Raw genomic sequence first — 23,344 nt, forward strand, 5'->3', positions numbered from 1 at the left:
CTTGGTCCTACGTGACCGACCGCCGCAGGCGGACCTACAGGGAGTTGTGGCATGCATTCTGACCGTCCGGCGGTAACCGTCATGGGCCTGGGCTCGATGGGCACGGCACTGGCCGCCGTGTTGCTGGAGCGGGGCCACCGCACCACGGTGTGGAATCGCTCGGCCCACCGTGCGCAGGCGCTGGTCGAGCGCGGTGCCCGGCTGGCCGCGACACCTCGGGAGGCGATCGCGGCGAGCCCGCTCACCATCGTCTGCGTACTGGACTACCAGGCGCTGCACACCGTCCTCGACCCCGTCGCGGGTTCCCTCGCGGGCAAGACGCTGGTCAACCTGACCTCCGGTTCCCCGGAGCAGGCCCACGAGGCCGACGCGTGGACCCGGTCGCACGCCGCCGACTACCTCGACGGCGCCATCATGACCACCCCGCCGGGGGTTGGCGACCCGGAGATGATGTTCCTCTACAGCGGTTCACACGCCGTCTTCGAAACCCACCGTCCCACCTTGGCATCCCTGGGGGACACCTTGTATCTGGGCGCCGACCCGGGCCTGGCGTCCCTCTACGACGCCGCCCTGCTCGGCCTGATGTGGTCCACCATGACCGGCTGGCTGCACGGCACCGCGCTGGTCGGCGCGGAGAAGACACCGGCCGCGGCCTTCACCCCGATCGCGATCCGCTGGCTGAGCACCGTGGCCGGTTTCCTGACCACCTACGCGCCCCAGGTGGACGCCGGCCGCTATCCGGGTGACGACGCCACCGTCAACGTACAGATCGCGGCCATCGACCATCTCATCCATGCCGCGGCGGCCCGCGGTATCGACAACGCCCTCCCCGAACTCCTGAAGTCCGCCATGCAGCGCACCAAGGCGGCGGGCCACGGCTCCGACAGCTTCGCGAGCGTGATCGAGGTCCTGAAGAGCCCGGCGGACGACAAGTGACCATGACCCCCACAGCCACCACTCACCCCCTACCGGCCCCGACGACTCCCTTCGCCACCGCGCCGTGGACGGACCTCCTGGCCGCCGCCACCGACGACTGCCTGGGCGTCCTCGTCAAGGGAGACGGCCAGGACTGGTCGCGCCGCGCCGACGGCCTCGACTGGACCTGCCGTCAGACCCTCGACCATCTCGCCCTCGGTCTGGTCGGCTACACCGGACTGCTCATCGCCCGCCCCGCCGACCGTTACATCACCCTCTTCGCCTCGCTCGATCCCCAGGCCCCCGTCCCCGCCTGCCTGGACGGCCTAGGTATCGCCTCGTCGCTCCTCGCCGCCACCGTCCGCGACACACCTGCCGAGGTACGGGCCTGGCACCCCTGGGGCCACTCCGATGCCACCGGATTCGCCGCCATGGGCATCACCGAACTGATCGTCCACACCTACGACATCACCCGCACCCTCGGCCTGCCCTGGACTGCGCCCGACGACCTCAGCGCGGCCGTCCTCGCCCGCCTCTTCCCCGGCGCCCCGCCCGGGCACTGTCCGTCCGACACCCTGCTGTGGTGTACGGGCCGCACCCCGCTTCCCGGCCTGCCCCGGCGCACGGAGTGGCAGTGGGACGGAAGGGTGCGCTGACCGCGCTGCCCGGCCGGGGCGACGGGGTGTGAACCCGTCGGCCCGGCCGCCTGTTGGGCGCTGTCAGCAGGACAGGTTGGAGCCGGTCGGAACACCCAGGATCGAGGTGAAGCTCCGGTAGGCGTTGATCCGGCTCTGCACCTGGGCAGGGTTCCTGCCGTTGCACTCCAGTGAGCCGTTGATGCTGCGGATCGTCTCGCCGAAGCCCGCGCCGTTGACCATCGCGTTGTGCGCGGTCATGGTGCCGGGGCCGTTCTGGGTGTTCCAGTACCAAAGGCCCGTCTTCCAGGCAACGGCGGAGTCGGTCTGCACCAGGTTGGGGTTGTGGAGGAGGTCGATCCCGAGCGCGTCGCCGGCCGCCTTGTAGTTGAAGTTCCAGCTGAGCTGGATGGGGCCGCGCCCGTAGTACGAGGCCTGACCGGCCGGGCACCCATAGGGCTGGGTGGTGTCGCAGTAGTGCGGGTAGTTGGCGGTGTTCTGCTCGACTATGTAGACCAGTCCGCCGGTCTCGTGGCTGACGTTGGCGAGGAAGGCCGCGGCCTCCTGTTTCTTGCCCGTGTCGCTGCCGGTGTTCGTGAAGCCGGGGTAGGCGCTGAGTGCGGCGGTCAGTCCGGCGTAGGTGTAGAAGGGGTTCCTGTTCGGGAACATCTGGTCGAACTGGGCTTCGGAGACGACGAACCCACTGGGGTTGGTCGGTGGGGTGGTCGGGGTGGTGGAGCCGCCACAGCCACCCTGGTCGGCCCAGACGCCCGAGCCGCCGGTGCTGGGTGTCTCGCCCTGGGTCCACCACTTGGCCGACCAATTGTGACCGTTGTACGAGGCGGTCATGCCCCCGGTGTAGACGGCGGAGGCCGTGTAGGGGGCGGCGCAGCTCGCCGCGTGGGCGGGCGAGGCGAGCGGGACGAGGGAGAGGAGGCCGACGGCGGAGGCCGCCGAGGCCAGCATCGCGAAGATCCGGCGCTTGGGCATGTGCCACTCCTTGTGTGGGGGAAGTGGGGCACCGGGCACTCAAGCGGATTGGTCCAGACCTGTCAATAGGTCTGGACCACGCGGAAGTTGGCCGCCGACTGCGGCTCCACGGCCCCAGGCAGCCCGAAGGGCCAGGCGGGTTGGCGGCTTCGGAACCTCACGGCCCAGTCGTGAGCGCGGCCAGCGCGGTGGTGCGTACCGCGACGGCCGCGGCCGAGCGGAGCAACAGTCCGGCCAGGTTGTGCGGTGGAAGCGCTCACCACTGGGAGCCGCGGCCGCGATCCGGTCCAGCCGGAAACCCCGGCCGGCCCGTCGCGTACGGCATCAGGAGATGAGGTACCACCGGTCGTCGGCGGTGAGGAGTCCGGCCGGTTCGACGACCCGGGCGGGTCCGGTGGTCGAGGCCGCGATCTTCTGCGCGGCGGTGCGCGCCGGGTCAGCGCTCGGTGCGGGTCGGCGCTCGGTGCGGGGCAGAGCGCACCCCCAGCCCGGGTGGTCGCGCAGGCCCCGGTTCGGGTGGGCGTGGCACAGTCCCCGCGTCGGGTCGGCGTCCTTGTAGGACCCAGACGCTGTCGCGGCGGATCATCTGCTGATCCCTCCCGTCGCGCGCCCGGCCGGGCGCGGTCCTCGCGACGGTACAGAGGGCCTGATCGACTGTCACGGCCGTTTGGACGGTGTCCCATATGGTGAGGCGGACGAGGCGTTTGTGGCAGCACAGTGCGGCGGCGAAGCCGAGAAAGGCCCAGGTAGTTGCGGGGTTGGCGCGCGTAGCGTGGGCTGAGCCCGCGGTAGCCCGAGAGTCGCGAGAGGGTGCGTTCGATCACCCTTCTGCGGCGGCCGAGGCGTGCACTGGCCTCGATGCCTTTGCGGGTGATGCGGACGCCGATGTGTTTGCCCCACAGCCATTTCCGCAGCGGCGCCGGGAGCCGGGCGAAGGCATCGCACTGGTCGGGACGGCGGCGAAGGCGGCGTTCACCGGTAGGTGAACGGTAAGAACCGATAAATGATCGGGCTTCCGGCACCAAGTGGTCTAGGCTTTGAGGGACTTGACGATAAGCAGGCCGGACGATGGCGTTTCCTTTACCATTTTCGCTGTGCGCCCCGGGGCCGGCCACGGAAGGAGCGCAGTGCCTCCCGTACGCCCGAATCGCCGTTCCCTCATAGCCGGTGGCCTCGCAGTAGCCGCCGCAGCCGCCGTTCCCCTGCCGGTGTCCACGCCCGCAGTGGCGGCCGGTCTCATCCCCATCCGGCTGGCCGGGCCGACCGGTCCCGCGCCGGTGGGCGCCGTAGAGCTGCATCTGGTCGACCCGTCGCGGACCGACCCCTGGTCGGGGCAGCCGCGCGAGGTGATGGTGACCGTGACGTACCCGGCCGCCGACGTGCGTGGCCGCGCGATGCTGCCCTGGCTGCCGTCTGGTGCCGAGCGGGCCCTGAAGGCCCGCTTCGGAGGCGCGGTGGACGGCTACGCGCTCCCGGTAACCCACAGCGCGGACCGCGCGCCGGTCCGGCCCGGCCGCCGGCCCTTGCTGCTCCACTCGCCGGGATACGCCTCGGACCGCACGTTCAACACGCTGGTCATCGAGGAGCTGGCGTCCTGGGGCTATGTCGTGGTCGCGGTCGACCATCCCTACGACTCGGGCGAGGTGGAGTTCCCGGACGGCCGCGTGGTCGTCAACCGCCCCGACGACGCGAGCCACGAGGCCCGCACGGCCGCGGTCGCGGTGCGCGCCGCCGATCTGCGGTTCGTCCTCGACCAGCTGACCGTGCTGCAGCGGGGCGGCAACCCCGACGTCGAGGGGCGTCCGCTCCCACCCGGGCTGCGCGGGATGCTGGACCTCACGCGGGTCGGCGCTTTCGGGCACTCCCGGGGCGGCGCCGCGTCGGCGGCGCTGATGTATCTGGACGAGCGGGTGCGGGCCGGCATCGATCTGGACGGCGCGCTGTACGGGCCGGTGGTTGAGCACGGTCTCGACCGGCCGTTCCTGCTGATGGACACGGCGGTCCACGACGGGCTGAACAAAGACGGGTCCTGGCCGCCGTTCTGGGCGCATCTGAGCGACTGGCACCGCTGTCTGCGGCTCGCGGACGCCGACCACAACTGCTTCACCGACATCGTGGCCATCGCCCCGCAAATCCCCGAGCCGGTGCGCAAGACGCTGCAGACCGGCACGATCCCCGCCGACCGGGCGGTGGCTGCCGTACGAGCGACCGTGCGGGCCTTCTTCGATCTCCACCTGCGCGGCCGCCCGGATGCCGGGCACCTGCTGTGGGGGGCTTCGCCGCGCTACCCCGAGGTCGACTGCATCGCCGGATAACGACCGGCGCCGAACGCCCTCAGACCGTCCGCCTGCGACCCCGCCACAGGACGACACCCGCCACCAGCAGCACCCCCGACTGGGCGGAACCGCTCGGTAGGTACGGGGAGGAAGGCCCGGAGCCGGAGAAGGCGGACCAGGGGCGGGCCCGCCACGGAATTGCCCTGCCGTTCCGAAGACCAGTGTCTGCCTTGGGGGAGGGCGCCTCCTCTCAACTGGCCTTCCGATGGCCTTCCGATACAAGGAAGCTTCCGAGTCACGGTTCGTGGTCGTATGGGGGCTCCTGGGAGTCGAGGCCCGCAGCACAACGAGGGGTTCGGCGTGTTCGGGCTGCGGGAACGGGTCGCTCGGGGTTCATACCCCCTACCTGCGGTTTCCTGCTGATGGCCGGGCTCTACCACCAGTGGTACGCGCGCTGCGCGTCATGGCTGTCCCTGGGTGCATCTCCCAGTCCGCACATCCGGTCCGAGGGAGCGATGCCAGCCCCTCCGCCGTTTCCCGACCGTCGACCACGTTGAGGATGATGCGGGCTGGTTGTGGCACCGGGCTGCTCGGATCCCGTCTCGTACGGTCTGATGTCGCGGCCGCCCCCCGTCCGCAACGGATCTCACCGAATCCAGGGGTGCCGCCGGTATGGCCGAAAGATCTGAACCCATACCGAAAATCAGGCCGCGACGAGCTCCTGCTCGCGGTCCGGCGTCTTGACCTTGGGCTTCTTGTTCGGCAGGGAAAGCCGGAAGACCTTGTGCCACGCGGAGAACACTTGCTTGGGCAGCGGCCCGGTGACGTACTGCAGCTCGTACTTCTCGAACAGCGCGCGCACCTTCACCGCGACCTCGGCGTACCGGTTGCTCGGCAGGTCCGGGAACAGGTGGTGCTCGATCTGGTGTGAGAGGTTGCCGGTCATGAAGTGCATGGCCTTGCTGCCGCTGATGTTCGCGGAGCCCATCATCTGGCGCAGGTACCACTGGCCGCGCGTCTCGCCCTTGATCGACCGGCGCTCGAAGACCTGCACGCCCTCGGGGAAGTGCCCGCACATGATCACCGAGTGGGACCAGATGTTGCGGACCAGGTTCGCGGTGAACGTGGCGCCGAGAGTGGTGAGGAACGACGGGCCCGACAGCAGCGGGTGGATCACGTAGTCCTTGAGCACCTGCTTGCGGATCTTGCGGCCCACGGCCTTGGCCTGCGCGCGGAACTCCGGGTTCTTGCGGCGACGCTTGTTGAGGTTATTGCCGAGCTCCAGGTCGTACGCTGCGATGCCGTACTCGAAGAAGCAGGCGTTGAGGAAGTTCCACAGAGGCTGGCCGAGGTGGAACGGGTACCACTTCTGGTCCTCGTCAACGCGCATGATGCCGTAACCGAGGTCGTTGTCCTTGCCGATCACGTTGGTGTACGTGTGGTGCAGCTCGTTGTGCGAGTGCTTCCACTGCTCGGACGGCGAGACGTGATCCCACTCCCAGGTGGTGGAGTGGATCTTCGGGTCCCGCATCCAGTCCCATTGGCCGTGCAGGACGTTGTGGCCGATCTCCATGTTGTCCATGATCTTCGCCACGGACAGCCCTGCGGTGCCGATCAGCCATGCGGGCGGGAAGATCGAGAACAGCAGCACGCCCCGGCTGACCAGCTCGAGCTTGCGCTGCGCCGAGATGACCCTACGGATGTAGGCGGCGTCCTTCTCGCCGCGGTCGGCGATCACCTGGTCGCGGATCGTGTCCAGCTCGCGGCCGAGCTCCTCGATCTGCTCCGCGGTCAGGTGGGCGGTGGGGTCGATGGCGGTCAAGGTGCTCCTACCGTTCGATGTCGCAGGGGCCCGCGGCGGCGGACACGCAGGTCTGGATGAGGACGCCCGGCTCTGCCTCGGTGATCTCGCCGGTGCGCAGGTCGCGGACGGCGCCCGCCTTGAGCGGCGAGACGCAGCCGAAGCAGATGCCCATGCGGCACCCGGAGGGCATGAGCACGCCGGCCTCCTCACCGATGTCCAGCAACGGCGTGGCGCCGTCCGCGTCGACGGTCTTGCCGGAGGCGCTGAACGTGACCTCGCCGCCGTCGCCGGCGACGACGATGCTGGGGCGGAAGCGTTCGGTGTGCAGGCGCTCTTGTACGCCGTATTCGCTCCAGTGCTTTTCGGCGGCGTCGAGCAGGCCCGCGGGCCCGCAAGCCCAGGTCTCGCGGTCTGCCCAGTCGGGCACGAGTTCGTCGAGACGGGCGATGTCGAGCATGCCGTGTGTGTCGGTGTGCACCTCGGTGAGCCGCAGCTTCTCGTCCGCGACCAGGTCGTGCAGTTCGTTGCGGAAGATCACATCCTGCGGCTGTGGCGCGCAGTGGACCATGACGACGTCGTCGAGCTCGGTGTTGCGCAGCATGCCCATCACGGGCGTGATGCCGCTGCCGGCCGTCAGGTAGAGCACCTTGGCGGGCTTGGTCTGCGGCAGCACGAAGTCACCGGTCGGCTGGTCGAGCTGGATCAGCGTGCCTGGTTTCGCCCTGCGGACCAGGTGATTGCTGACCTTGCCGTCCGGGATCGCCTTCACGGTGATCGTCAGGCGGCCGTCCTGGCGGTTTGGCGGTGAGGTGATGGAGTAGGCACGCCACAGGCGCACCCCGTTGATGTCGACTCCGATCCGCACGTACTGACCGGCTGTGTGGCCGCGCCAGTCCCGTCCCGGCCTGATCACGATGGTCGCGGCGTCACCCGTCTCGGGGTGCACGGCCTCGATGCGCCCACGCAGGTCAGCGCCCGCACGCAACGGACTGACCAGGTCGAGGTAGTCCGACGGCAGCAGCGGCGTCGTGACCATCTCCAGCAGTTTCCACGCCCTGCTGCGAAGGGCTGCGCTCGTCATGACTCCAGCTTGCTGCGCCTCAGGGCGTAAAGTCCTGACCGTAGGACGTGAATCTGGTCGGCTGAATTGTTCACAGGGAACAAAAACATGAGCCATGCAATCCAAAGAGCCAGCGAACTGACCCTGGATGAGACGACGGTCACAGCACTGCGGGCCGCGCTGAAGACCACCGCCGACGAGGTCGTCCAGGCGATCATCGACGAGGTCCCTTCCTACGCCAACGCCCTTTCGGGCCACATGGGCGCCACCATCCGCCGAGCCGTCCGCACCGCCCTGGGGCACTACCTGGACCTCGCGAGCGGAAACGCCACCGGCGGTGACGCCGGTGACGCAGCCTACGAACTGGGCCGGGGCGAGGTGCGCGACGGCCGTTCGATGGACGCCCTGCTCAGCGCCTACCGGGTCGGCGCCCGCGTGGCCTGGCGATGCCTGGCAGCGGGTGCCGTGCCCGCAGGTCTGCCCGCCGCCGAGGTCGCCAAGTTCGCCGAGCTGACCTTCGCCTACATCGACGAGCTCTCCGCCGCGAGCGCCGCTGGCCACGCCGACGAACTGGCCGCCCGGGGCAGGGCCCACGAGCGTCACCTGGAACACCTGGCCCGCGACCTCCTCGTCGGCGCGAGCCCGGACGTGCTGCTGGCCTCTGCTCAACGGGCCGGGTGGCAGCCTCCGGCCTCGCTGACCGCGGTCCTGCTGCCCGCCGCGCAAGCCCACCCCGCCTACCGCACGCTCGACCCGAGCACCCTCGTCCTCGACGATCAGCCGGACGCCACCGGTGTGCTGCTCGTCCCCGATGCGGACCGATCACATCTCTTGCGGCAGCTGACCGATCGCACAGCCGTGGTCGGCCCGGCCCGGCCATGGACTCGTGCGTCCGCCTCGTACGCACGAGCCGCACGCGCGCGCTCCCTGTCCTCCGATATACGCGACACCGAGGAACACCTGCCCGAGCTGGTGCTGAGCGCCGACGCGGACGCGTTCGCAGACCTACGTGCCCGAGCCCTCGCACCGTTGCGGACCTTGCCTGTCGCGACCGCGCGGCGGCTGGAGGAGACGTTGCGGGCGTGGCTGCTGCACCAGGGCAGGCGGGATGAGGTGGCGGCGGCGTTGTTCGTCCATCCCCAGACCGTCCGGTACCGGATGTCGCAGCTGCGGGAGCTGTTTCCGGATCTCGCATCGCCACACCGGGTCCTTGAACTGACGCTCGCGGTCGGTCTTCGGGTCAGCTGACGCGTACTTCGACCGTCCACGACCGCGTCCGCGCGCGGCCAGGAATCGTGCCTCGTTCTCCGTGTCATCTACTGGCTCATACGGCCCCGGGGAGAGCGGTATGAGCCAGCTGAGACCGGATGTTGAGGGTGAAGACCAGACAAGGCCTCGGGAAGCCCGTCGGGGGCGCTGTCCCTGAGAAGCGCGGTGGTGGATACGGCTCGACTGGATCCGGTGGACGATGCGCACCGGCCCGCTTGTCGACGCGCTCATCGAGCATCTGGTCGTTGATCCGGACTCCGAGGCTCTGGAAACGGCTTTCATGTCGTCGTGAAGGGCGCTGCCCTGGCACGAACTGACCCACGGACGCGCGGCGGGCTGCAGCTGGGTGACCGTGGGGCGGCCACGCCGGGTCCCCAGGGGACCGGGCCCGCTCGCGCCGGGGACCGCCGTGGTCCTGCGAAGGCCCCGTGCCTGCCTTCCGACAGGTCAACCGGACGGCCGCCCGTGTCGGCCTGGCACTCCGCGCGAGGGATGATGGGGGATGGAATGACGGAACGCGAGGTCAGGAGCTTGCATGGCGAAGCGGGTGCACCGACCCCGTGAGGACGCGGAGTTCAATTTCATCCTCGGGATGAGCGGAGTCCCGGTCCTCGCGTACTTCGCCGGGACATGGCCCAAGGCAATCGAGCCCTGCCGGGTGATGGACCTCGTCGTGGGTAGCATCGCCGACGACTACATGGGCCGCCTGACGGCCGTCCGCGTCGAGATCACGCGTTGTCCGGCCACAACCGAGCGATACGGGATCACCGGAGCCCCGTCCTGCGTCCTGCTGAAGGAGGGAGAGGCGGTGGCGCACGGCACGGGGCCTATGACCATCGCCGAGGTACGTAAATTCCTGGACGGCCACCTCTGAGCGGCCGCAGGGGCACGTGGCCGCGACGCCCGTCACGTCTCGTCTGTGGGAGCTGCACCGCCGGCGGAAGCTCGGGGCTCGCGGTGGACGCCGCCGGCATGGGCTCCGGCAGCGACCGAGAAGAGCCGAGACACCTTGGGGCTGCCCCCCACACAGGTCACATAACCCCGTCCAGCTACCGTGGCGGTCGAGGGCGTCGAAGAGTAACCGCGGATTGGTGATGGTGCGCTCCGTCAGCGGCACGGGTGCGTAGCGGGCGAGGTGTTGCATCCGGGCGGTGAAGTCGAGGTCGGCCAGGAGGGCTTTGCCCACCGCGCTGGCATGGCCGGCCTGGGGGAAGGGCGCTTTGAGCCGTACCGGGGGAGCGGTGGTGCTGTGGGAGGACTGCAGCACGTCGATCTCGCCATCCGTATATCTGGCCAGATAAACCGATGGCGCCGATCTGATCACGCAGGCTGTCGAGGACCTGCTGCATCAGCTGCTCATGATGGTCGGTGCGGGCGGCCATCTCCAGGACGGGCCCGGCGAAGTGGGCTCCGCTGACGGTTTTGATGAAGAACTGGGCGCGCAGCCAGTGCAGGAGCCAGGAGGTGTCGGCCATGCTGATGCCGGTGCGCCGGGCGAGGTCGCGGGTGGTGATCCCGCCGGCTGTCTGGATGTCCAGGACGAGTTCGAGGGCCCGGTAGGCGGCTGCCCGAGGACGGTGATCGAAAGCCAGCTGGACGAGGACCTTTTCATACCCCTCGACAGCGACAGCCATTTCAGCGTGGAACTCCCCGGCACAGAGCCCGAGCCGAACCTCATCGCCTTCCGTGCCGGCCAGGGCGACGGGGCCTACCCCGTCTGGACCGGCCGCACCGATGACGGACAGGTTGGTTGCGTCGTCGTCGACTTCCGTTCCTGGTCGTAGCGCTAGGAGACACGGGTGCCGGTGCGCAGCCGGTCTAGCGGGGGAGCGTTTCCCTGCTGACGATTACTGGACCGATCCAGCCAAGCGAGTGGGTTCGTTCCGTAGGGGAGTCATCACTCTGGAGTGACAGCCTTGGCTGTCTGTGTCTGTGTTGAGGCTGGGTTCGGGGCTGCGCGACGAGTGGCGGGTGGTTCCGGCCATGAGCCTCTCCGTTGGTCAACTCACTTTACGTTCCCTTCACTTGATTCTGACTTTTGCCGCTCGTGGGGCTGTGGTCGTCGGCCTTGCCGCTTGGTCGAGCTGCTGTCATGTTCCATTTGGAATAGTGGATTCCGCTGGCCTGAAGAAGACCATTACTCGACATATGGCGGATACGGTCATGGCGACTGGTTCATCCGGTTGACGGGGGGTACGGGGTGAGCGGGGCGGTTGCGCCCCTTCATGCTGTGTGCGCCCGTCCTGAAGTTCGTTGACGGGGGTATGGGGGATGACCCTGAGCGGGGAGTCCATGCGTGCGGTGGCGGCTGTTGCCACACGGATAGTGCAGCCGAACTCGGGTTTCCCGCAGGTCAGTGCCGTGACCCTGGCCACGCAGAATCGGCCGCCTGCCAATATTAATCGCGCTCATGCCACGTTCACCGGGCAGAGTCCTGGCCTGTCGGCTCGGAACACGAGCGACGTCGGCAACGGCCCCGGCGACGTCCGGGCCGCAGTACTCGATACCCCCGTGAGGCGCTGAAGCGCTCTTTCATCGGCGAGACATTGCTCAGCGGCCAGTCAGGCCTTCCGGGAAGCAGTATCACGCGTCCTGGTCGTGCGGGCTGATTTCACCGCGCGTCCGAGAACTACGAATTCCGCTCGGTGGGCCACTGGTGAGGTGCCTACTTCGCCGTGACCACTCTCCATATATCGGGTCACCCAGCATTGGGACCAGAGGGGTTTCTGACACAGCATGCACAACAGCCACATCACCTCCGCGCGTTTGCGGAAGATCGTCACTCGCGGCATCGTGGCCACTACCGCGCTGGCCGCCGTGACCGGAGCCGTCGTACCGGCCACCGCCGCCGAGCAGCCCGCGAAGACGAGTGCCCAGGCCGGTGCCGTGGGCACAACTGCCGAGCAGCGTATCGAGGCGGCGTCGAAGGTCGACTTCGATCCGCCGTCGGAGGTGCTCCTGCTCAGCGACTACGACTTCATCCACGTGCTGTGGCAGAAGGCCAGGGACGCGGGCGAGCGCATGGCGACGGTGCGTACCGCCGCGGAGGAGGCGATGCTCAGCTCCAAGTCCGAGGATCACGTGCGGTTCATCACGACGGGCATCGGTGAAGCGCGCAAGACCGACCAGAAGCGCGAGCGAGACAAGGCGGAGGCCGACCGTGCGGCCAGGCTCGCCAAGTCCCAGGCGTTGCTGGCGGTTGGTATCCCAAGCAGTCCGGAGCTGCTGGAGCTCAGCGATGACAACTTCGTGCGCGCCATCGTGAGGCACTCGGCTTCGGGGCCGGAGGTGCGGTCGGCGGGTGCCCGCGCGCTGGCAGGTGACGCGCCCGACTGGCACGAGTTCATCGTGAACGGCGCCCGTGAGGCCCACAAGCGCGACGTGGCGAACGAGCTCAAGGAGATCGAGGAGAAGAACCGCCAGGAAGCCGAGCGCCAGCGGCAGCTGGCCGCCCGCAAGAACGTGGCGGCGCTCTTCCGCGTGACGCCGAGTGAGGCCATGCTCGGCCTTCCCGACGACAACTTCATCCGCGAACTGCTACGTGCTGCCCCTGCCGACGTCAAGGGCACCGAACTCTTCGCGGCCGCCCAGCGGGCACTGCTCAGCTCCGACCCGGCCACGTGGAAGAAGTACATCGACGCCGGGGCCGACGAGGCGTACAAGCGTGACGACGAGAACCGCCGAAAGAAGATCGCCGAGGAGAACCGTCAGCTCGCCCGGCGCATCCAGGCCGCAGCGGAGAACGGCGGTGTGAACCCCAATCTGGTGGCCGCCGCGAAGAGGGCGCTGGCCGGGACGGACGAGGACGTCGCCACGTTCCTGAAGGACGAGAACCAGCACCGGGCCCGGCGGCAGTCCTTCATGTCGTCCTACGTCACCGACATCGGCTGGTACATCCGCAGGAATGCCGCCGATGGCGACAAGGTGTTCATTGCCCCGATGAGCCACGGGTTCAAGCAGGCCGACCGTGAGGACGCCACCTGGGTCATCGTGCCAGCGTTGGCCAGCAACCCCGGCTGCTTCTCCTTCGAGTCGGTGAGCAAGCCCGGGTACTACCTGAGGAACGAGCACCAGGGCGAGAACGTGCTGGTCGCCGGGGACGACGGCAGTGCCGAGTTCCGGGCGGACGCCTCCTGGTGTCCGCGCAAGGGCTTCAACGGGTACGGCAAGTCCTTCGAGCTCGCGAGTAAGCCGGGTGTCTGGCTGCGGAACGTCCAGGGGCGCCTCTACGCGAACACCCAGTCCGGCACGGACTTCGACCGGGACTCCACCTGGCTGGTCATCGAGCCGTACGCGGACTGAGCGCCTTCTGCTTGCTTTCTGCTCCCGAACCCTCCACAGAGATGAACGGACTCCACATGTTCCGGACCGTCAGAGCCACGCTGGCCGTCGGTGCCAGCGTCGCCGCCCTGGTCGGCAGCGCTACCACCGCCCAGGCGGATCCGTCCACGTCCCACGCCTCGGCCGGTGCGCCGTCCTACATACGGCTGCAGGTCGAACGTAGCGGCAAGTGCCTCACCATCCAGGACGGCGCCATCGGCAATGGCGCCTACGCGGTGCAGTCCACCTGCGACGCTGACGCGGACCACCAGCTCTTCAGTCTGAAGCCCGTCGGGTCGGGGACCTTCGAACTGCAGGCCCAGCACAGTGGCCGATGCCTGGCCGACTCTGACATCGAGGTCGGTCAGCAGTGGTGTTTCGACGATTCCAGCCAGCGCTGGCGGGTGATGCTCGTCGAGGTCGCCAAGGACCTGTACGAGCTGAGGCCTATGTCGGCTCCCGACCGCTGCCTGAGCATCCATTTCTGGCAGCCCGAGGAGGACGGCACGCGCGCGATGATCTGGGAATGCGGCCGTGACCTCGCCCGCTGGCGCCTGCTGCCGGCCTGACGCCCACCACCTAGAAGAAACGGAATCACGATGGCAAGACTCCTCCGTCGCGCGCTGGCCGTTTGTGCCGGTGCTGCCGCGGTGGCCGCCGGCGCGCCCACCGCACACGCCTCGGCGAACACCGGTGCACCCGCGTCCGCCGGGACGATCGTCACCCTCCAGCTGGTGGGCAGCGACATGTGTCTGGACCTCTTGGGTGTCGCTGAAAATGGTGCGAAGGCCATCCAGTGGACCTGCGACGGGACCGACACCCAGCAGTGGCGCATGATCCCCGTGGACAACTCCTCCTTCGAACTCCGGTCGATGCGCAGCGGCAGGTGTCTCGAAGTCGAGAACAGCGGTACGCAGATCGGAGCCGCTGTGCAGGTGTGGGACTGCACCGAGGGCAAGCAGATGCGCTGGCAGGCCGCCCTGGTCGACTTCACCAACAAGAGCTACGAGTTCCGGGTCACCCACACGAGCGGGCGCTGCCTGGACATCAACAACGGCGGCTTCCTGAACGGCGTGCGGACCAACGGCGTGGGCGCGCAGTCGTGGTCCTGCAACCAGAGCGACGCCCAGCTCTGGCAGATCAAGGCGGTCAAGTGACCGTCCGCGCACATCGGTGGCTCGTGCCCGTCCTGACGGCCGGATTGCTGGCGGGCGGGGGAGTGGTCGCCGAGGCCGGGCCGGCCCGGGCCACGGTCACCGCTGCGGGCGACGAGGCGGCCGACCAGCCCTTGCCGGTCAGGTCCGTAGCGGCCCAGGCGGCCCGGGACCGCGTTCTGAGGATGGCGATGTCGAATCTGCCGTCCGAGATCCGCGTGTCGGCCTGGCTCGCGCTGCGCAGCTCGCGCGGCGACGAGGCGATCACGGAGTGGCTGGCGCCGGGCGGTGGGTTCGAGCTGGCCATGCAGCGGATGAAGGAGACGCGGAGCCGTAACCGCGCGTTCTGCGAGCGGGTGGCACGAACTCACACCGCGACCTTCGCCCCGGAAGTGCACGCGGCCGCGGAACGCGCCGTGAAGGGATCGGATGTGGACCGGGCGCTCTTCGTCAAGTCTGGATATGCCGAGGCTCAGAAGCGCGACAGGTCGGTTCGGGAGGCGGATGCCCAGCACCGGCGGGACATCACGGCCCATGACAAGGAGTTCGTACAGGACGTCGCCGAGCGGGACCCGGGGGAGAACGTAAGGGTCGCGGCTCGATGGGCGTTGCGGCCGTCGGCGACCGATGCGGACGTCGCGGAGTTCTTCGGGTATGGCTGGGCGTCGGGCGCGGCCCTGGATCTCGAGGGTTACCGGCTGAGGGGCGCGGAGGCTGAGACCGTACGGCACTACACCTTGTCCCGGTTGGTGGAGAAGGCCGTGGCTGCCGAGGCCGCGTTGAAGGATGCGGCCGACGCCGCGCAGGCGCGGGACGAGGCGGAGGCGGCGTGGAAGACGGTGGCCGACCACTCGGATACGGCCCGTCAGAGGTGGCTGGGCGAGCAGGAGGCGGCACGGGCGCAGGCCGAGAACTGGCGGAACATCGCCAGGTTGGCGGATGACAGTGCCGACAGCCTCTGGAAGCACATCGCTGAGCCAGCCGAGGCCAACCAGGATTCCTGGGCGAAGGAACAGGCGGACGCGGCCGGTACGGCGGCGTTCTGGAAGGACATGTACGACCGAGCCCAGGACGGAGAGAGCCGCGTCAAGGGCTGACGAGGCGCGGTCGGCCGGGTAACCCGTCGCCCGGGCCCCGTGATGGTCCCCGCGGTTTCTCTCGCTCCCCCATGCCCCTGCCCGTGTGTGCGGGCAGGGGCTTCTTTTTCCCTTTTTTCAGGAGGATTTCTCGTTATGCGCAGATTACGGCTATGGGGCGGAAGAAGACGCGGCGCCGCGGGCGCGGTGGTGGGAAAGACGGTGACCACGGCGGTCGTCGTGGCGCTGCTGGGCGGCACGATGCAGCAGGCCGTCGCCGCCACCGACCAGCCCGCGACGCGGCCGCTGTCGGCCCTGGCCCCGCGCACGGCAGGCGCGCCGGCCGCTGTCGCCAGGACCGCGGCCGAGCAGGCGAGTGACGAACGTGATCGTGAACTGGTCGACATCTATGCGCAGTTCGACGAGGAAGAGGAGGTGAGAGAGGCCGCCAAGAAGGCTCTGGAGAGCACCGATCCGCAGGCGATCCGGGCGTTTCTGGAGCACGGCGAGGCCGAGGCCCGTCAACGCGCCAAGGAGAAGAAGGACGCCGCGGACGCCGAGAACCGTCGGACGATCGAGGCGATGCGCGGCACGGGCGGCTCCTTCTTGGAGCAGGAGATCGACCGGGTTCTGAAGGGGTCGCGGCAGGACCGGGCCGACTTCATCGCCTTTGGCGCGGAGATCGCGCGGCAGCGGGACAAGCAGACCGGGCAGAACGACAAGAAGCGCGCGGAAGAGAACCGTAAGCGGGTCGAGATGCTGGCGACGTCCGGCGGTCCGGAGGTCAAGAAAGCCGCTCTGGCGGCCCTCGCGACCAAAGACGACAAGGTGATCGCGGAGTTCTTGGAGAAGGGCTATCAGGCCGCCGCGCAGAAGGATGCCGAGCGGCGGGCCGCCGAGGAGAAGGCCCAGAAGGAGGCCCAGGAGGCCGCCGAGAAGTTGCGGAAGCTGGCGGAGAACACCGCGCGCGCCGCAGAGGCCCGTACGAAGCTGATCGCTGCCCACGGTGATGCGGTCAAGGCCCTCAAGAACGCCTCGAACGCCATGAGTTCGGCGGCCGCACAGGCACGCCAGGCCGACCGGATGCTGGCTGCCGACCGGGCCGGCAAGCGGTCGTCGGACTACGGCCCGGTCAAGGCCGAGATCGCCCGGCAGGTCAAGAACGCGGACGAGGCGGCCAAGCAGGCGCAGGTCGCCGCAGGCCGCGCGAGGGCGCAGGCCGACGTCCTGGTGGAGACCGGTCTGACGCGCGGCGCGCAGTGGGCGGAGGTCGCCGCGGGCATCGCGTCGGCGGCCGCTGCCGCGGTCAAGGCCACGCAGACCGCTCAGCACGCGGTGGAGGCGACGGCTGCCGACGCGGCAGGCCTGGGGGCGGAAAACCAGGCGGAGTTGCACGAGGAGCAGGCCAAGCAGTGGCGTGCGAACGCCGAGGAGCACGCGAAGGCCGCGGCGCAGCTGGCCGAAGCGGCCGGTCGTCAGGCGAAGGTCGCCGATGACGCCGCCACGAAGAGCAGGCAGGCGCGCATCGACGCAGAGAAGGCCGAGAAGGAAGCCTGGGACCAAGCCAGGAAGACCCGCGAGGCCCGCGTTGAGGCACAGCGCCAGGCGAAGATCGCCATGGAGCAGCGGGCAATCGCCGAGCACGAGCGCACTCTGGCCGCGGAAGCCCGTGGGCGGGCGGAGCGCGAGCGGAACAATGCCTCCGCGGCGCGGGCGCGGGCCGATGCCGAGGCTCGTACGGCCGCGGCCAAGCGTGCGGAGGCCCAGGCGGCCGCTGCTGAGGCCGCTGCCGCGCGGGAGCGGGCCTCCGTCCAGGAGGGCAAGTCTGCCACCGCGGACGAAGCCGCTCGCGGCGACGAGGAGAAGGCGCGCGAGGCGCGGAACAAGGCGTTCGACGCCGAGCGCGAGCACAAGGCCGAGGAGGCCCGGGCCCGGGCGACCGAGGCGTACGCCGCTGCGGCCCAGGGCACGCAGGACGCCGCGGCCGCACGGACCGCGGCAACCGAGGCGCGGACCGCGGCCAATGCCGCGGGCCAGGCTGCCGTGCGGGCCCGAACCACTGCCGACGAGGCGAGCGGTGCGGCCACGCGGTCGCGCTCCGCCGCCATCGCGGCCGAGGGTGCCGCCGCCCGTGCGCGGGCCGCGGCCGCCGAGGCGTCCGCGCATGCCGCGCGGGCGAACGAGGCGGCGAACAACGCGGAGGCCGCCGCTGCCGCAGCCAATCAGGCCGCGACGAGGGCCGCTTACGAGGCGTCGGCCACGCACGCCGCCGCCCTGCGGGCCGACCACAAGGCTGCCGAGGCGACAGCTCAGGAAGCCCGTGCGGGCATGGCCGGGCACGAGGCGGCCCGCCTGGCAGGTCTCGCGGCAGTCGAGGCCAATGGTGCCCTGCAGGCGGCCAACCGTACGAAGGACGAAGTGGACGGCGCCAACCGCGAGGCGGCGATGGCGCAGGTCCAGGCCACGGTCGCGGTGCAGGCATCGATGTCGGCGCGTTCGATGGCCGCGGGTATCGCCGATCCGGCGAACACAGCCATCGAACTGACAGCTCCCTTCTCCGGCCAGGACCTCGACGCGGACTTCGCCGCAACGGTGGCCAGGGCCGCTGTGGAGATGGGCGCGGAGCAGGTCAAGTCGGCCGAGGCCAAGGCCAACGAGGCGGTCAAGGCCGCCGAAGCCGCCGAGGCGGCGGCCAGCCGTGCCAACGCCCAGGTGGCACCGGCCTTCAAGGCCGCGGCCAACGCTGCGCGCTCGGCGGCGGACGCGGCCCGTTCCTCCGCCGCCGCCCTCAAGTCGGCGGCCCAGGCGGCCGAGGAGGCAGCGCAGGCCCGTGCGGCCGCAGCCCGCGCCAACCAGGCAGACGCTCAGGCGCAGGCGGACGCCCGTGACGCCCGCCAGGCGGCCAATGACGCATACGGGGATGCGAACGCGGCCCGTAACGCTGCCACGGCTGCCGAGGCGGACGCCCAGCGTGCCGGCGACGCCGCCACCCGGGCGGAGAACGAGGCAGCCGCCGCCAACAGCGCCGACACCATGGCGGAGAAGCAAGCGGCCATCGCCCAGGGCGCGGCCAAGCAGGCGGAGAAGGACGCCGCCGACGCGAGCAGGCTGGCCGATTCCGCTGAGGAGCACGCCAAGTCGGCGGAGACAGCAGCGAAGAACGCCGACACCTACGCCAAGGAGGCCGACGAGGCGGCCAAGAACGCCGAGCAGTACCAGCGCGAGCAGGAGCGCAAGGCGCGCGAGGAAGCCGCCCGGAAGGCGTCGGAGACCCACGACGTGTCCGCGTCGGGGTCGGAGCTGGACCAGGCGCTCAAGGAGCTCAACCTCACTCCCGAGCAGTACAAGGAGGCCAAGGACCTCGCGGGCAAGGATCTCATCGACTACTTGATGGAGAACGGGGCCGAGCTCCTGGTCGAGCTCTTCCTGGAGGACATCAAGGCCTGCATCGACGACCCCGACATCCCGACGTGCCTGTGGGCGATCGTCCAGAACATCGGGCCCGGCAAGCTGCTCAAGATCGGCAGCAAGCTCCCGAAGATCACGAAGGCCATCTGGGGCATCAATAAGTTCCTCGACAAGATCGCCGCGGCGAAGAAGCGGCTCAAGAAGGTCGAGGAAGCCGTCGAGCGGGTGCAGAAGAAGATTCCGGACTGCGACCGCGACAAGCCGAAGCCCAAGGGCAAGGGGATCGCCAGACTCGCCCGCAGCGGCGGCGCAAACGACGCGGTGAAGGACATCGCGTGCGGCGGGATGGAGTTCTTCACCGTCCAGGACAAGGCGGACGCGGCTCGACTCCGGGCCGGCGGCAACCCGTTCCCCACCGAGCCGCACCGGGCGCACTTCGGCCCCGGCGTCTATGCATGGGGGAGCCGGGCCGAAGCCGTGGCCTACGCGGCCAACAAGCCGGGCTCCGAGATCATGCGGTTCACGGTCAGCAACGTGGCCCTGGCCATGTTCCCGCAGGCCCACCTGGGTCTCATGTCGGACGACGCCGCGACGGAGTTCATGGAGAAGTACAGTCTTCTCTGGGACGGAAAACCCACCCACGGCCTGAGTTACATCACCCGACCGACGGCCAAGGGCACGGAGAACTACTTCGCGTCCACGGTCTTCCTTATGCTGAAATTCGACTGATGACAGAACCCAGAACCTATATCTACAAGCTCCTCAAAGGGCCCTGGGGCGTCAGGATCTCGCTCACAGCGCAGGTGGTGCACGCAGAGCCCTCGGAAGGTGAGCGCGTGTCCGCCGAGGTACCTGTGTGGATCGCCTTCGAGGAAACGGCTTCCGGACTCGACGAAGCCGTCAAGACGGGATTGCGTGACGGCCTCGCGGCGGTCGCGTCCGAGGTGTCGGACAGCGTGGGAGGCGCCCCTGCCACCGTAGTCATCCACCGGATGTCCTATGTCGAGTCGGACTTCCAGGAAGAGGGTGTCCCGGTGGCGATGTGCGGTTGGGCGGAGGAGGAGTTCAGTCTTCCTCCACGCCGGGTCGACGCATCGTTCGACCGGGTGGCCAACCGCTATTCCTTCGACTGGCGCTGACCCTTCTCCGGCGGTTGCCCTGCTGCTCCATTCGGCAGGGCAACCGCATTACCGTCGCCGCGAGAACAGCGGTGACGCGTTATGCCTCAGGTCGAGGCCAACAGGGGGGCGCCGGGGCAACAGTCCAGGAAGGACGGCAGGCCCATGAGCATCCACCGGCCGGAGAACTGGTCGCGGGTCTGACACCCGCCTAGTAGGAGGAGGCCCTTCGCGCCTTCCCCCGAGCACGCCGAAGCCGTGGCCCGCAAGGTCGGCACCATGACCCCCGAGAACATCGAGGCCCAGCAGCGCAGAGCGCACGGCGTAGATGACCCGGGTGGCCGAGCTCGATACGTCCCCAGGCGCCGCCGCGCCACGTCCTGTTCCTGCACGGGTTCCTGGCAAGGATCACCTCCGCGATGTACGGCGCTTGCGGAAGCCGGGCCCGCAGCCTCTTTCAGGACCTCGACGGGCCGGGGTGGGCCTGGCGGTGCCCCACTTCACTGCCGCTCAGGCGTACTTCTCCGCCGAACCGCACCGCACGCGCCGCACCGTGGCGGACGTGGAACGCGAATCGGTCGCCGCGATGCCCGCCGGCCGCTACGGTCACCCCGCCGGGTTCGCCGCTGCCGCCGCGTTCCTGTGCAGCGCCCCTGCGTCGTACGTGACCGGAGTCGCCCTGCGCTGTGACGGCGGCCTCGTCCGCACCCTGTGACACCCCCCGCCCATCTCCCCACTGTCGAAGGAAGCACCGCCATGCCCACCATCGCCCGAGCCGACGTCACCGCCGCGCTCGCCGAGATCATCAGCGAGATCACCGACGTCCCCGTCGGCGACATCTGCGTTGTCCATCTTCTCCACGAGGGGCTCGGGAACGGCGAGTGAGCTTTCGATGGTCGCGACGATCACCGGTTTCCGCTCGATGACCCACCTGCGGCGCCCGAGTCGCTCGCTGGACTCGATGCCTTTTTGTTCGCCGGGGAGCTGCCCACCGCAGTTCCAGGGCCTCGCCGATCTCGTCGTCCGCGACGGATGCCAGCGGCCGACCCCTGCCGAGCTGTTCGGTGGTCTCGCCCACTCTGATCCCGTAGTTGCGGACCGTGTTCGGGTTGCCGAGAGAGTCGAGGAAGACGCCGGCCACCGCGCAGCTCAGTTGGCAAATTGGCACGCTTATTGGCAAATGGGGCCGACGTTGTTGCTGGATGGCCTGGTGTGGTGGCGGTGCGGGATGGGATGGGACGGCGTAACCGTTGTACCTTCTGACGGTTATGGAGACGTGATCAAGTACATCGCCGCTACTGCGGCCTTCGCCACCGTCGCTCTTGGAGCCTTCGCCTTCCCTGCCCAGGCAGCCGACGGCATCAACGATCCCGTCGGCTCCGTCATCCACGACACGGTCAACACCACCGTCGTTCTCGTGTCTCACACCATCACCGTGCTGCTGCCGCCCGGTCAGGTGTAGCCGCCCACCGCCCTGCCGGTCTGACCCGGCGCATGAACCTACTGGCTAGCTAGCTGCCCTTGCGTCGTCCCGTGAACCTGCCTTCTCGCAGGGCTTCCGTCCGGGCAGTCTCAAGATCGCCCGACAGGCCACAGCCGCACCAGTACCACCCCGGGGGGCCCGCCAGGAGCGTTCAATTGGCTTGAGATCAGCGTGTTGCCGCCAGGCCCCCGATGGGCTGCCCAGCTGTCTTTCCGGATCGATGGCGAGGAAGTGCTGGCAGCCGCGATCGGAGAGGGAGGCCGCGGCCCCGTTTGCCGAGAAGGTATTGCCGGTCGATGGCCAGGATTCCCTGTGGGCAACCGGCGAGGGACGACGTGTAGAGCTGGGTGAGCCCGAGTGCACGGGTGGATGCTGTGGCTACCTGTCCGTGTTCGTGCAGCGTCACGGCGGGATCGTGGAGTGGTGCGACTGGCAGGTGCCCGTTAACGAGGCGCGCCCTCCGGCTTTTCACTTCGACGCGGAGCAATACGACGCCGCACTGACCCGCGCGCTGACAACGTTTACCTCGTGACGGTCTGCCGCGTGGATGCTTCCCTGCGCGGCGGACCGGGCCAGAGAGGCCGTCGTCGACAAAACAGACGGCGCCTGATGCGGCATTAGGCCGTCTATCGAAATTGGATCTTGGACTGTGAATGATCACGGTTCATGCGTCGGGGAGATCTCACGGACTAGCAGTGGGCAGTGCTGGAGCCGTTGTTGGGGGCGAAGGCGCGGCCACCTGTCTGGCCGCGACGACAGCTGATCGACGGCATATGGTTCCGGAGCCGGACCGGTGTTCCGTGGCGAGACGTGCCTGTCGACTACGGGCCGTGGGGCCGGGTCTCGACCTGTTTTGTCCGTGGCAGCGGAACGGCACCTGGCACGCATCCTTACCCGGCTCCAGTCCTGACCGACGCAGAGAGTGCGATCGTGTGGGACCTAACGTCGACTCCACGGTCTGCCGTGCCCACCAGCACGCGGCCGGAGCCCGAAGGCAGGGTGACCTGCAGAAGGAACCACCAGGCGGTGTCCATGAAGAGCCCGGAGATAATGGACCGGAACGGTCGCGCGGCGGGTTCACCACCAAGCTGCACCTGGCCGTCGAGCAGGACCAGAAGCCCATGGCGATCGTGGTGACCGCCGGGCAGCGCGGGGACTCACCGCAGTTCGAGCCCGTCCTGGCCAAGGTCCGCGTGCCCCGCATCGGGCCGGGCCGGCGACGCGTCCGCCCCAACCGGGTCCGCGCGGACAAGTCGTATGCCTCCCGCAAGAACCGCGCCTACTTGCGCCGCTGCGGAATCCGCTGCGCCCTCCCCGACAAGGCCGACCACGCCCGCAACCGCCAGAAGCTCGGCTCCCGCGGCGGCCGGCTCGTTAATGACGGCGCTGGAGGGCGCGCTCGCGCTCGGCGGCGGATACTCCACGCTTTTCCTGATCAGTCCCCGCAGTCTTGGGTTCGGAGACGTCAAGCTGTCGCTCCCACGCGGGGCTGTGCTCGGCTGGTATGGCTGGGGCGCCCTCGTTCTCGCCACTCTCGCCGGGCAGGTCCTCGCCGCCGTGTACGGCCTGGTCCTGATGGCCCCGCGGAAAGCCAGTGCACGGCCTTACGGCCCGTTCCTCATGGGCGGTGCCCTGGCCGGGGTGCTGGCTGCCACGGTGATCCTCCCGGCTGGCCAGTGATCGCATGGGCACTGCTGATGGACACAGTCCAGAGGGACCGTGTGTACAACGTGGGGCCTGTACGTGGAAATAATTCGGTCGAACGTCTCTCGACCTCCACATCCGACGACCGCCCACTCCGGCTCCCTGTGACTAGGGCGGCAACCGCGGAGATGA

The 23,344-nt window shown here is 69.0% G+C and carries 19 protein-coding genes and 4 pseudogenes; 18 read left to right on the top strand and 5 right to left on the bottom strand.

The genetic code is table 11. From position 1 onward, the window contains the following. Positions 1-51: 51 nt before the first annotated feature. Together ACZ4MU_RS33270 and ACZ4MU_RS33275 are read left to right on the top strand one after the other, a co-directional pair. Entirely contained in the window at positions 52-936 is an 885-nt protein-coding gene (locus ACZ4MU_RS33270) for an NAD(P)-dependent oxidoreductase (protein ID WP_467883268.1), read from the top strand. A 2-nt stretch (positions 937-938) separates the two neighbouring features. After that, a complete protein-coding gene (locus tag ACZ4MU_RS33275) occupies positions 939-1,571 on the top strand; it encodes a maleylpyruvate isomerase N-terminal domain-containing protein (RefSeq protein WP_467883269.1) in 633 nt (210 codons plus the stop codon). Positions 1,572-1,634: 63 nt separating this feature from the next. On the opposite strand, the gene ACZ4MU_RS33280 is transcribed toward ACZ4MU_RS33275, so the two are convergent. Continuing rightward, on the bottom strand, positions 1,635-2,516 hold the full coding sequence (locus tag ACZ4MU_RS33280; RefSeq protein ID WP_467883298.1) for a glycoside hydrolase family 19 protein: 882 nt from the start codon (positions 2,514-2,516) through the stop codon (positions 1,635-1,637). A 709-nt stretch (positions 2,517-3,225) separates the two neighbouring features. Continuing rightward, positions 3,226-3,454, bottom strand: a pseudogene (locus ACZ4MU_RS33285) (IS5/IS1182 family transposase); the annotation flags it as partial. A 294-nt stretch (positions 3,455-3,748) separates the two neighbouring features. On the opposite strand from ACZ4MU_RS33285, the gene ACZ4MU_RS33290 reads away from it, so the two are divergent. Beyond that, a complete protein-coding gene (locus ACZ4MU_RS33290) occupies positions 3,749-4,855 on the top strand; it encodes an alpha/beta hydrolase family protein (protein ID WP_467883270.1) in 1,107 nt (368 codons plus the stop codon). Positions 4,856-5,519: 664 nt separating this feature from the next. On the opposite strand, the gene ACZ4MU_RS33295 is transcribed toward ACZ4MU_RS33290, so the two are convergent. Next, positions 5,520-6,638 (bottom strand): fatty acid desaturase family protein, encoded by a 1,119-nt coding sequence (locus tag ACZ4MU_RS33295; RefSeq protein WP_467883271.1) that lies wholly within the window; start codon positions 6,636-6,638, stop codon positions 5,520-5,522. Between the two features lie 7 nt (positions 6,639-6,645). Continuing rightward, entirely contained in the window at positions 6,646-7,656 is a 1,011-nt protein-coding gene (locus ACZ4MU_RS33300) for a ferredoxin reductase (RefSeq protein WP_467883299.1), read from the bottom strand. A gap of 132 nt (positions 7,657-7,788) precedes the next feature. Between ACZ4MU_RS33300 and ACZ4MU_RS33305 the strand changes: the two genes are divergently transcribed. Then, positions 7,789-8,928, top strand: coding sequence for a PucR-like N-terminal domain-containing protein (locus ACZ4MU_RS33305; RefSeq protein WP_467883272.1), 1,140 nt, complete (start codon positions 7,789-7,791; stop codon positions 8,926-8,928). A gap of 556 nt (positions 8,929-9,484) precedes the next feature. Further along, positions 9,485-9,823, top strand: a complete 339-nt coding sequence (locus ACZ4MU_RS33310; RefSeq protein WP_467883273.1) for a thioredoxin family protein — start codon at positions 9,485-9,487, stop codon at positions 9,821-9,823. A 195-nt stretch (positions 9,824-10,018) separates the two neighbouring features. Here ACZ4MU_RS33310 and ACZ4MU_RS33315 read toward each other — a convergent pair. After that, positions 10,019-10,273 (bottom strand): annotated as a pseudogene (locus ACZ4MU_RS33315) (IclR family transcriptional regulator domain-containing protein); the annotation flags it as partial. A 34-nt stretch (positions 10,274-10,307) separates the two neighbouring features. Here ACZ4MU_RS33315 and ACZ4MU_RS33320 point away from each other — a divergent pair. The 13 genes and pseudogenes from ACZ4MU_RS33320 to ACZ4MU_RS33380 all read left to right on the top strand — a co-directional run bounded on the left by ACZ4MU_RS33320 (position 10,308) and on the right by ACZ4MU_RS33380 (position 23,188). Beyond that, positions 10,308-10,733, top strand: a complete 426-nt coding sequence (locus ACZ4MU_RS33320) for a DUF4241 domain-containing protein (RefSeq protein ID WP_467883274.1) — start codon at positions 10,308-10,310, stop codon at positions 10,731-10,733. 952 nt (positions 10,734-11,685) lie between these two features. Then, positions 11,686-13,251 carry an AbfB domain-containing protein gene (locus tag ACZ4MU_RS33325; protein WP_467883275.1) on the top strand — a complete coding sequence of 522 codons (1,566 nt, stop codon included), beginning with the start codon at positions 11,686-11,688 and terminating at the stop codon, positions 13,249-13,251. A 41-nt stretch (positions 13,252-13,292) separates the two neighbouring features. Then, the gene (locus ACZ4MU_RS33330; RefSeq protein ID WP_467883276.1) at positions 13,293-13,838 is read left to right on the top strand and encodes an RICIN domain-containing protein; all 546 of its coding nucleotides are present in this window, start codon (positions 13,293-13,295) and stop codon (positions 13,836-13,838) included. A 30-nt stretch (positions 13,839-13,868) separates the two neighbouring features. After that, a complete protein-coding gene (locus ACZ4MU_RS33335; RefSeq protein WP_467883277.1) occupies positions 13,869-14,426 on the top strand; it encodes an RICIN domain-containing protein in 558 nt (185 codons plus the stop codon). 188 nt (positions 14,427-14,614) lie between these two features. Then, positions 14,615-15,520 carry a hypothetical protein gene (locus ACZ4MU_RS33340; protein WP_467883278.1) on the top strand — a complete coding sequence of 302 codons (906 nt, stop codon included), beginning with the start codon at positions 14,615-14,617 and terminating at the stop codon, positions 15,518-15,520. Between the two features lie 201 nt (positions 15,521-15,721). Next, on the top strand, positions 15,722-19,636 hold the full coding sequence (locus tag ACZ4MU_RS33345) for a hypothetical protein (protein WP_467883279.1): 3,915 nt from the start codon (positions 15,722-15,724) through the stop codon (positions 19,634-19,636). Beyond that, on the top strand, positions 19,636-20,046 hold the full coding sequence (locus tag ACZ4MU_RS33350; protein WP_467883280.1) for a hypothetical protein: 411 nt from the start codon (positions 19,636-19,638) through the stop codon (positions 20,044-20,046). Before ACZ4MU_RS33345 ends, ACZ4MU_RS33350 begins: the two co-directional genes overlap by 1 nt. A 469-nt stretch (positions 20,047-20,515) precedes the next feature. Continuing rightward, positions 20,516-20,740, top strand: a complete 225-nt coding sequence (locus ACZ4MU_RS33355) for an SDR family oxidoreductase (RefSeq protein WP_467883281.1) — start codon at positions 20,516-20,518, stop codon at positions 20,738-20,740. Between the two features lie 41 nt (positions 20,741-20,781). Then, complete coding sequence (locus ACZ4MU_RS33360) at positions 20,782-20,910, top strand: hypothetical protein (protein WP_467883282.1); 129 nt, start codon at positions 20,782-20,784, stop codon at positions 20,908-20,910. A 7-nt stretch (positions 20,911-20,917) separates the two neighbouring features. Beyond that, on the top strand, positions 20,918-21,487 hold the full coding sequence (locus tag ACZ4MU_RS33365) for a hypothetical protein (protein ID WP_467883283.1): 570 nt from the start codon (positions 20,918-20,920) through the stop codon (positions 21,485-21,487). 723 nt (positions 21,488-22,210) lie between these two features. Beyond that, positions 22,211-22,309 (top strand): annotated as a pseudogene (locus tag ACZ4MU_RS33370) (IS5 family transposase); the annotation flags it as partial. Continuing rightward, a pseudogene (locus tag ACZ4MU_RS33375) lies at positions 22,282-22,803 on the top strand (transposase); the annotation flags it as partial. The pseudogenes ACZ4MU_RS33370 and ACZ4MU_RS33375, both read left to right, overlap by 28 nt. An 82-nt stretch (positions 22,804-22,885) precedes the next feature. Next, positions 22,886-23,188 carry an A24 family peptidase gene (locus ACZ4MU_RS33380; RefSeq protein ID WP_467883284.1) on the top strand — a complete coding sequence of 101 codons (303 nt, stop codon included), beginning with the start codon at positions 22,886-22,888 and terminating at the stop codon, positions 23,186-23,188. The last annotated feature ends 156 nt before the right edge of the window (positions 23,189-23,344 follow it).

The sequence above is a fragment of the Streptomyces sp. NPDC026377 genome, from assembly GCF_055567715.1.

What these genes read in the sequence shown, in the direction of transcription:
- ACZ4MU_RS33320 (WP_467883274.1), top strand. Translation starts at nt 10,308, where the DNA reads ATGATGGTCGGTGCGGGCGGCCATCTCCAGGACGGGCCCGGCGAAGTG.
- ACZ4MU_RS33300 (WP_467883299.1), bottom strand. Translation starts at nt 7,656, where the DNA reads ATGGTCACGACGCCGCTGCTGCCGTCGGACTACCTCGACCTGGTCAGT.
- ACZ4MU_RS33270 (WP_467883268.1), top strand. Translation starts at nt 52, where the DNA reads ATGCATTCTGACCGTCCGGCGGTAACCGTCATGGGCCTGGGCTCGATG.
- ACZ4MU_RS33365 (WP_467883283.1), top strand. Translation starts at nt 20,918, where the DNA reads ATGGTCGCGACGATCACCGGTTTCCGCTCGATGACCCACCTGCGGCGC.
- ACZ4MU_RS33350 (WP_467883280.1), top strand. Translation starts at nt 19,636, where the DNA reads ATGACAGAACCCAGAACCTATATCTACAAGCTCCTCAAAGGGCCCTGG.
- ACZ4MU_RS33280 (WP_467883298.1), bottom strand. Translation starts at nt 2,516, where the DNA reads ATGCTGGCCTCGGCGGCCTCCGCCGTCGGCCTCCTCTCCCTCGTCCCG.
- ACZ4MU_RS33310 (WP_467883273.1), top strand. Translation starts at nt 9,485, where the DNA reads ATGGCGAAGCGGGTGCACCGACCCCGTGAGGACGCGGAGTTCAATTTC.
- ACZ4MU_RS33330 (WP_467883276.1), top strand. Translation starts at nt 13,293, where the DNA reads ATGAACGGACTCCACATGTTCCGGACCGTCAGAGCCACGCTGGCCGTC.
- ACZ4MU_RS33325 (WP_467883275.1), top strand. Translation starts at nt 11,686, where the DNA reads ATGCACAACAGCCACATCACCTCCGCGCGTTTGCGGAAGATCGTCACT.
- ACZ4MU_RS33340 (WP_467883278.1), top strand. Translation starts at nt 14,615, where the DNA reads ATGTCGAATCTGCCGTCCGAGATCCGCGTGTCGGCCTGGCTCGCGCTG.
- ACZ4MU_RS33360 (WP_467883282.1), top strand. Translation starts at nt 20,782, where the DNA reads ATGCCCACCATCGCCCGAGCCGACGTCACCGCCGCGCTCGCCGAGATC.
- ACZ4MU_RS33335 (WP_467883277.1), top strand. Translation starts at nt 13,869, where the DNA reads ATGGCAAGACTCCTCCGTCGCGCGCTGGCCGTTTGTGCCGGTGCTGCC.
- ACZ4MU_RS33305 (WP_467883272.1), top strand. Translation starts at nt 7,789, where the DNA reads ATGAGCCATGCAATCCAAAGAGCCAGCGAACTGACCCTGGATGAGACG.
- ACZ4MU_RS33275 (WP_467883269.1), top strand. Translation starts at nt 939, where the DNA reads ATGACCCCCACAGCCACCACTCACCCCCTACCGGCCCCGACGACTCCC.
- ACZ4MU_RS33380 (WP_467883284.1), top strand. Translation starts at nt 22,886, where the DNA reads ATGACGGCGCTGGAGGGCGCGCTCGCGCTCGGCGGCGGATACTCCACG.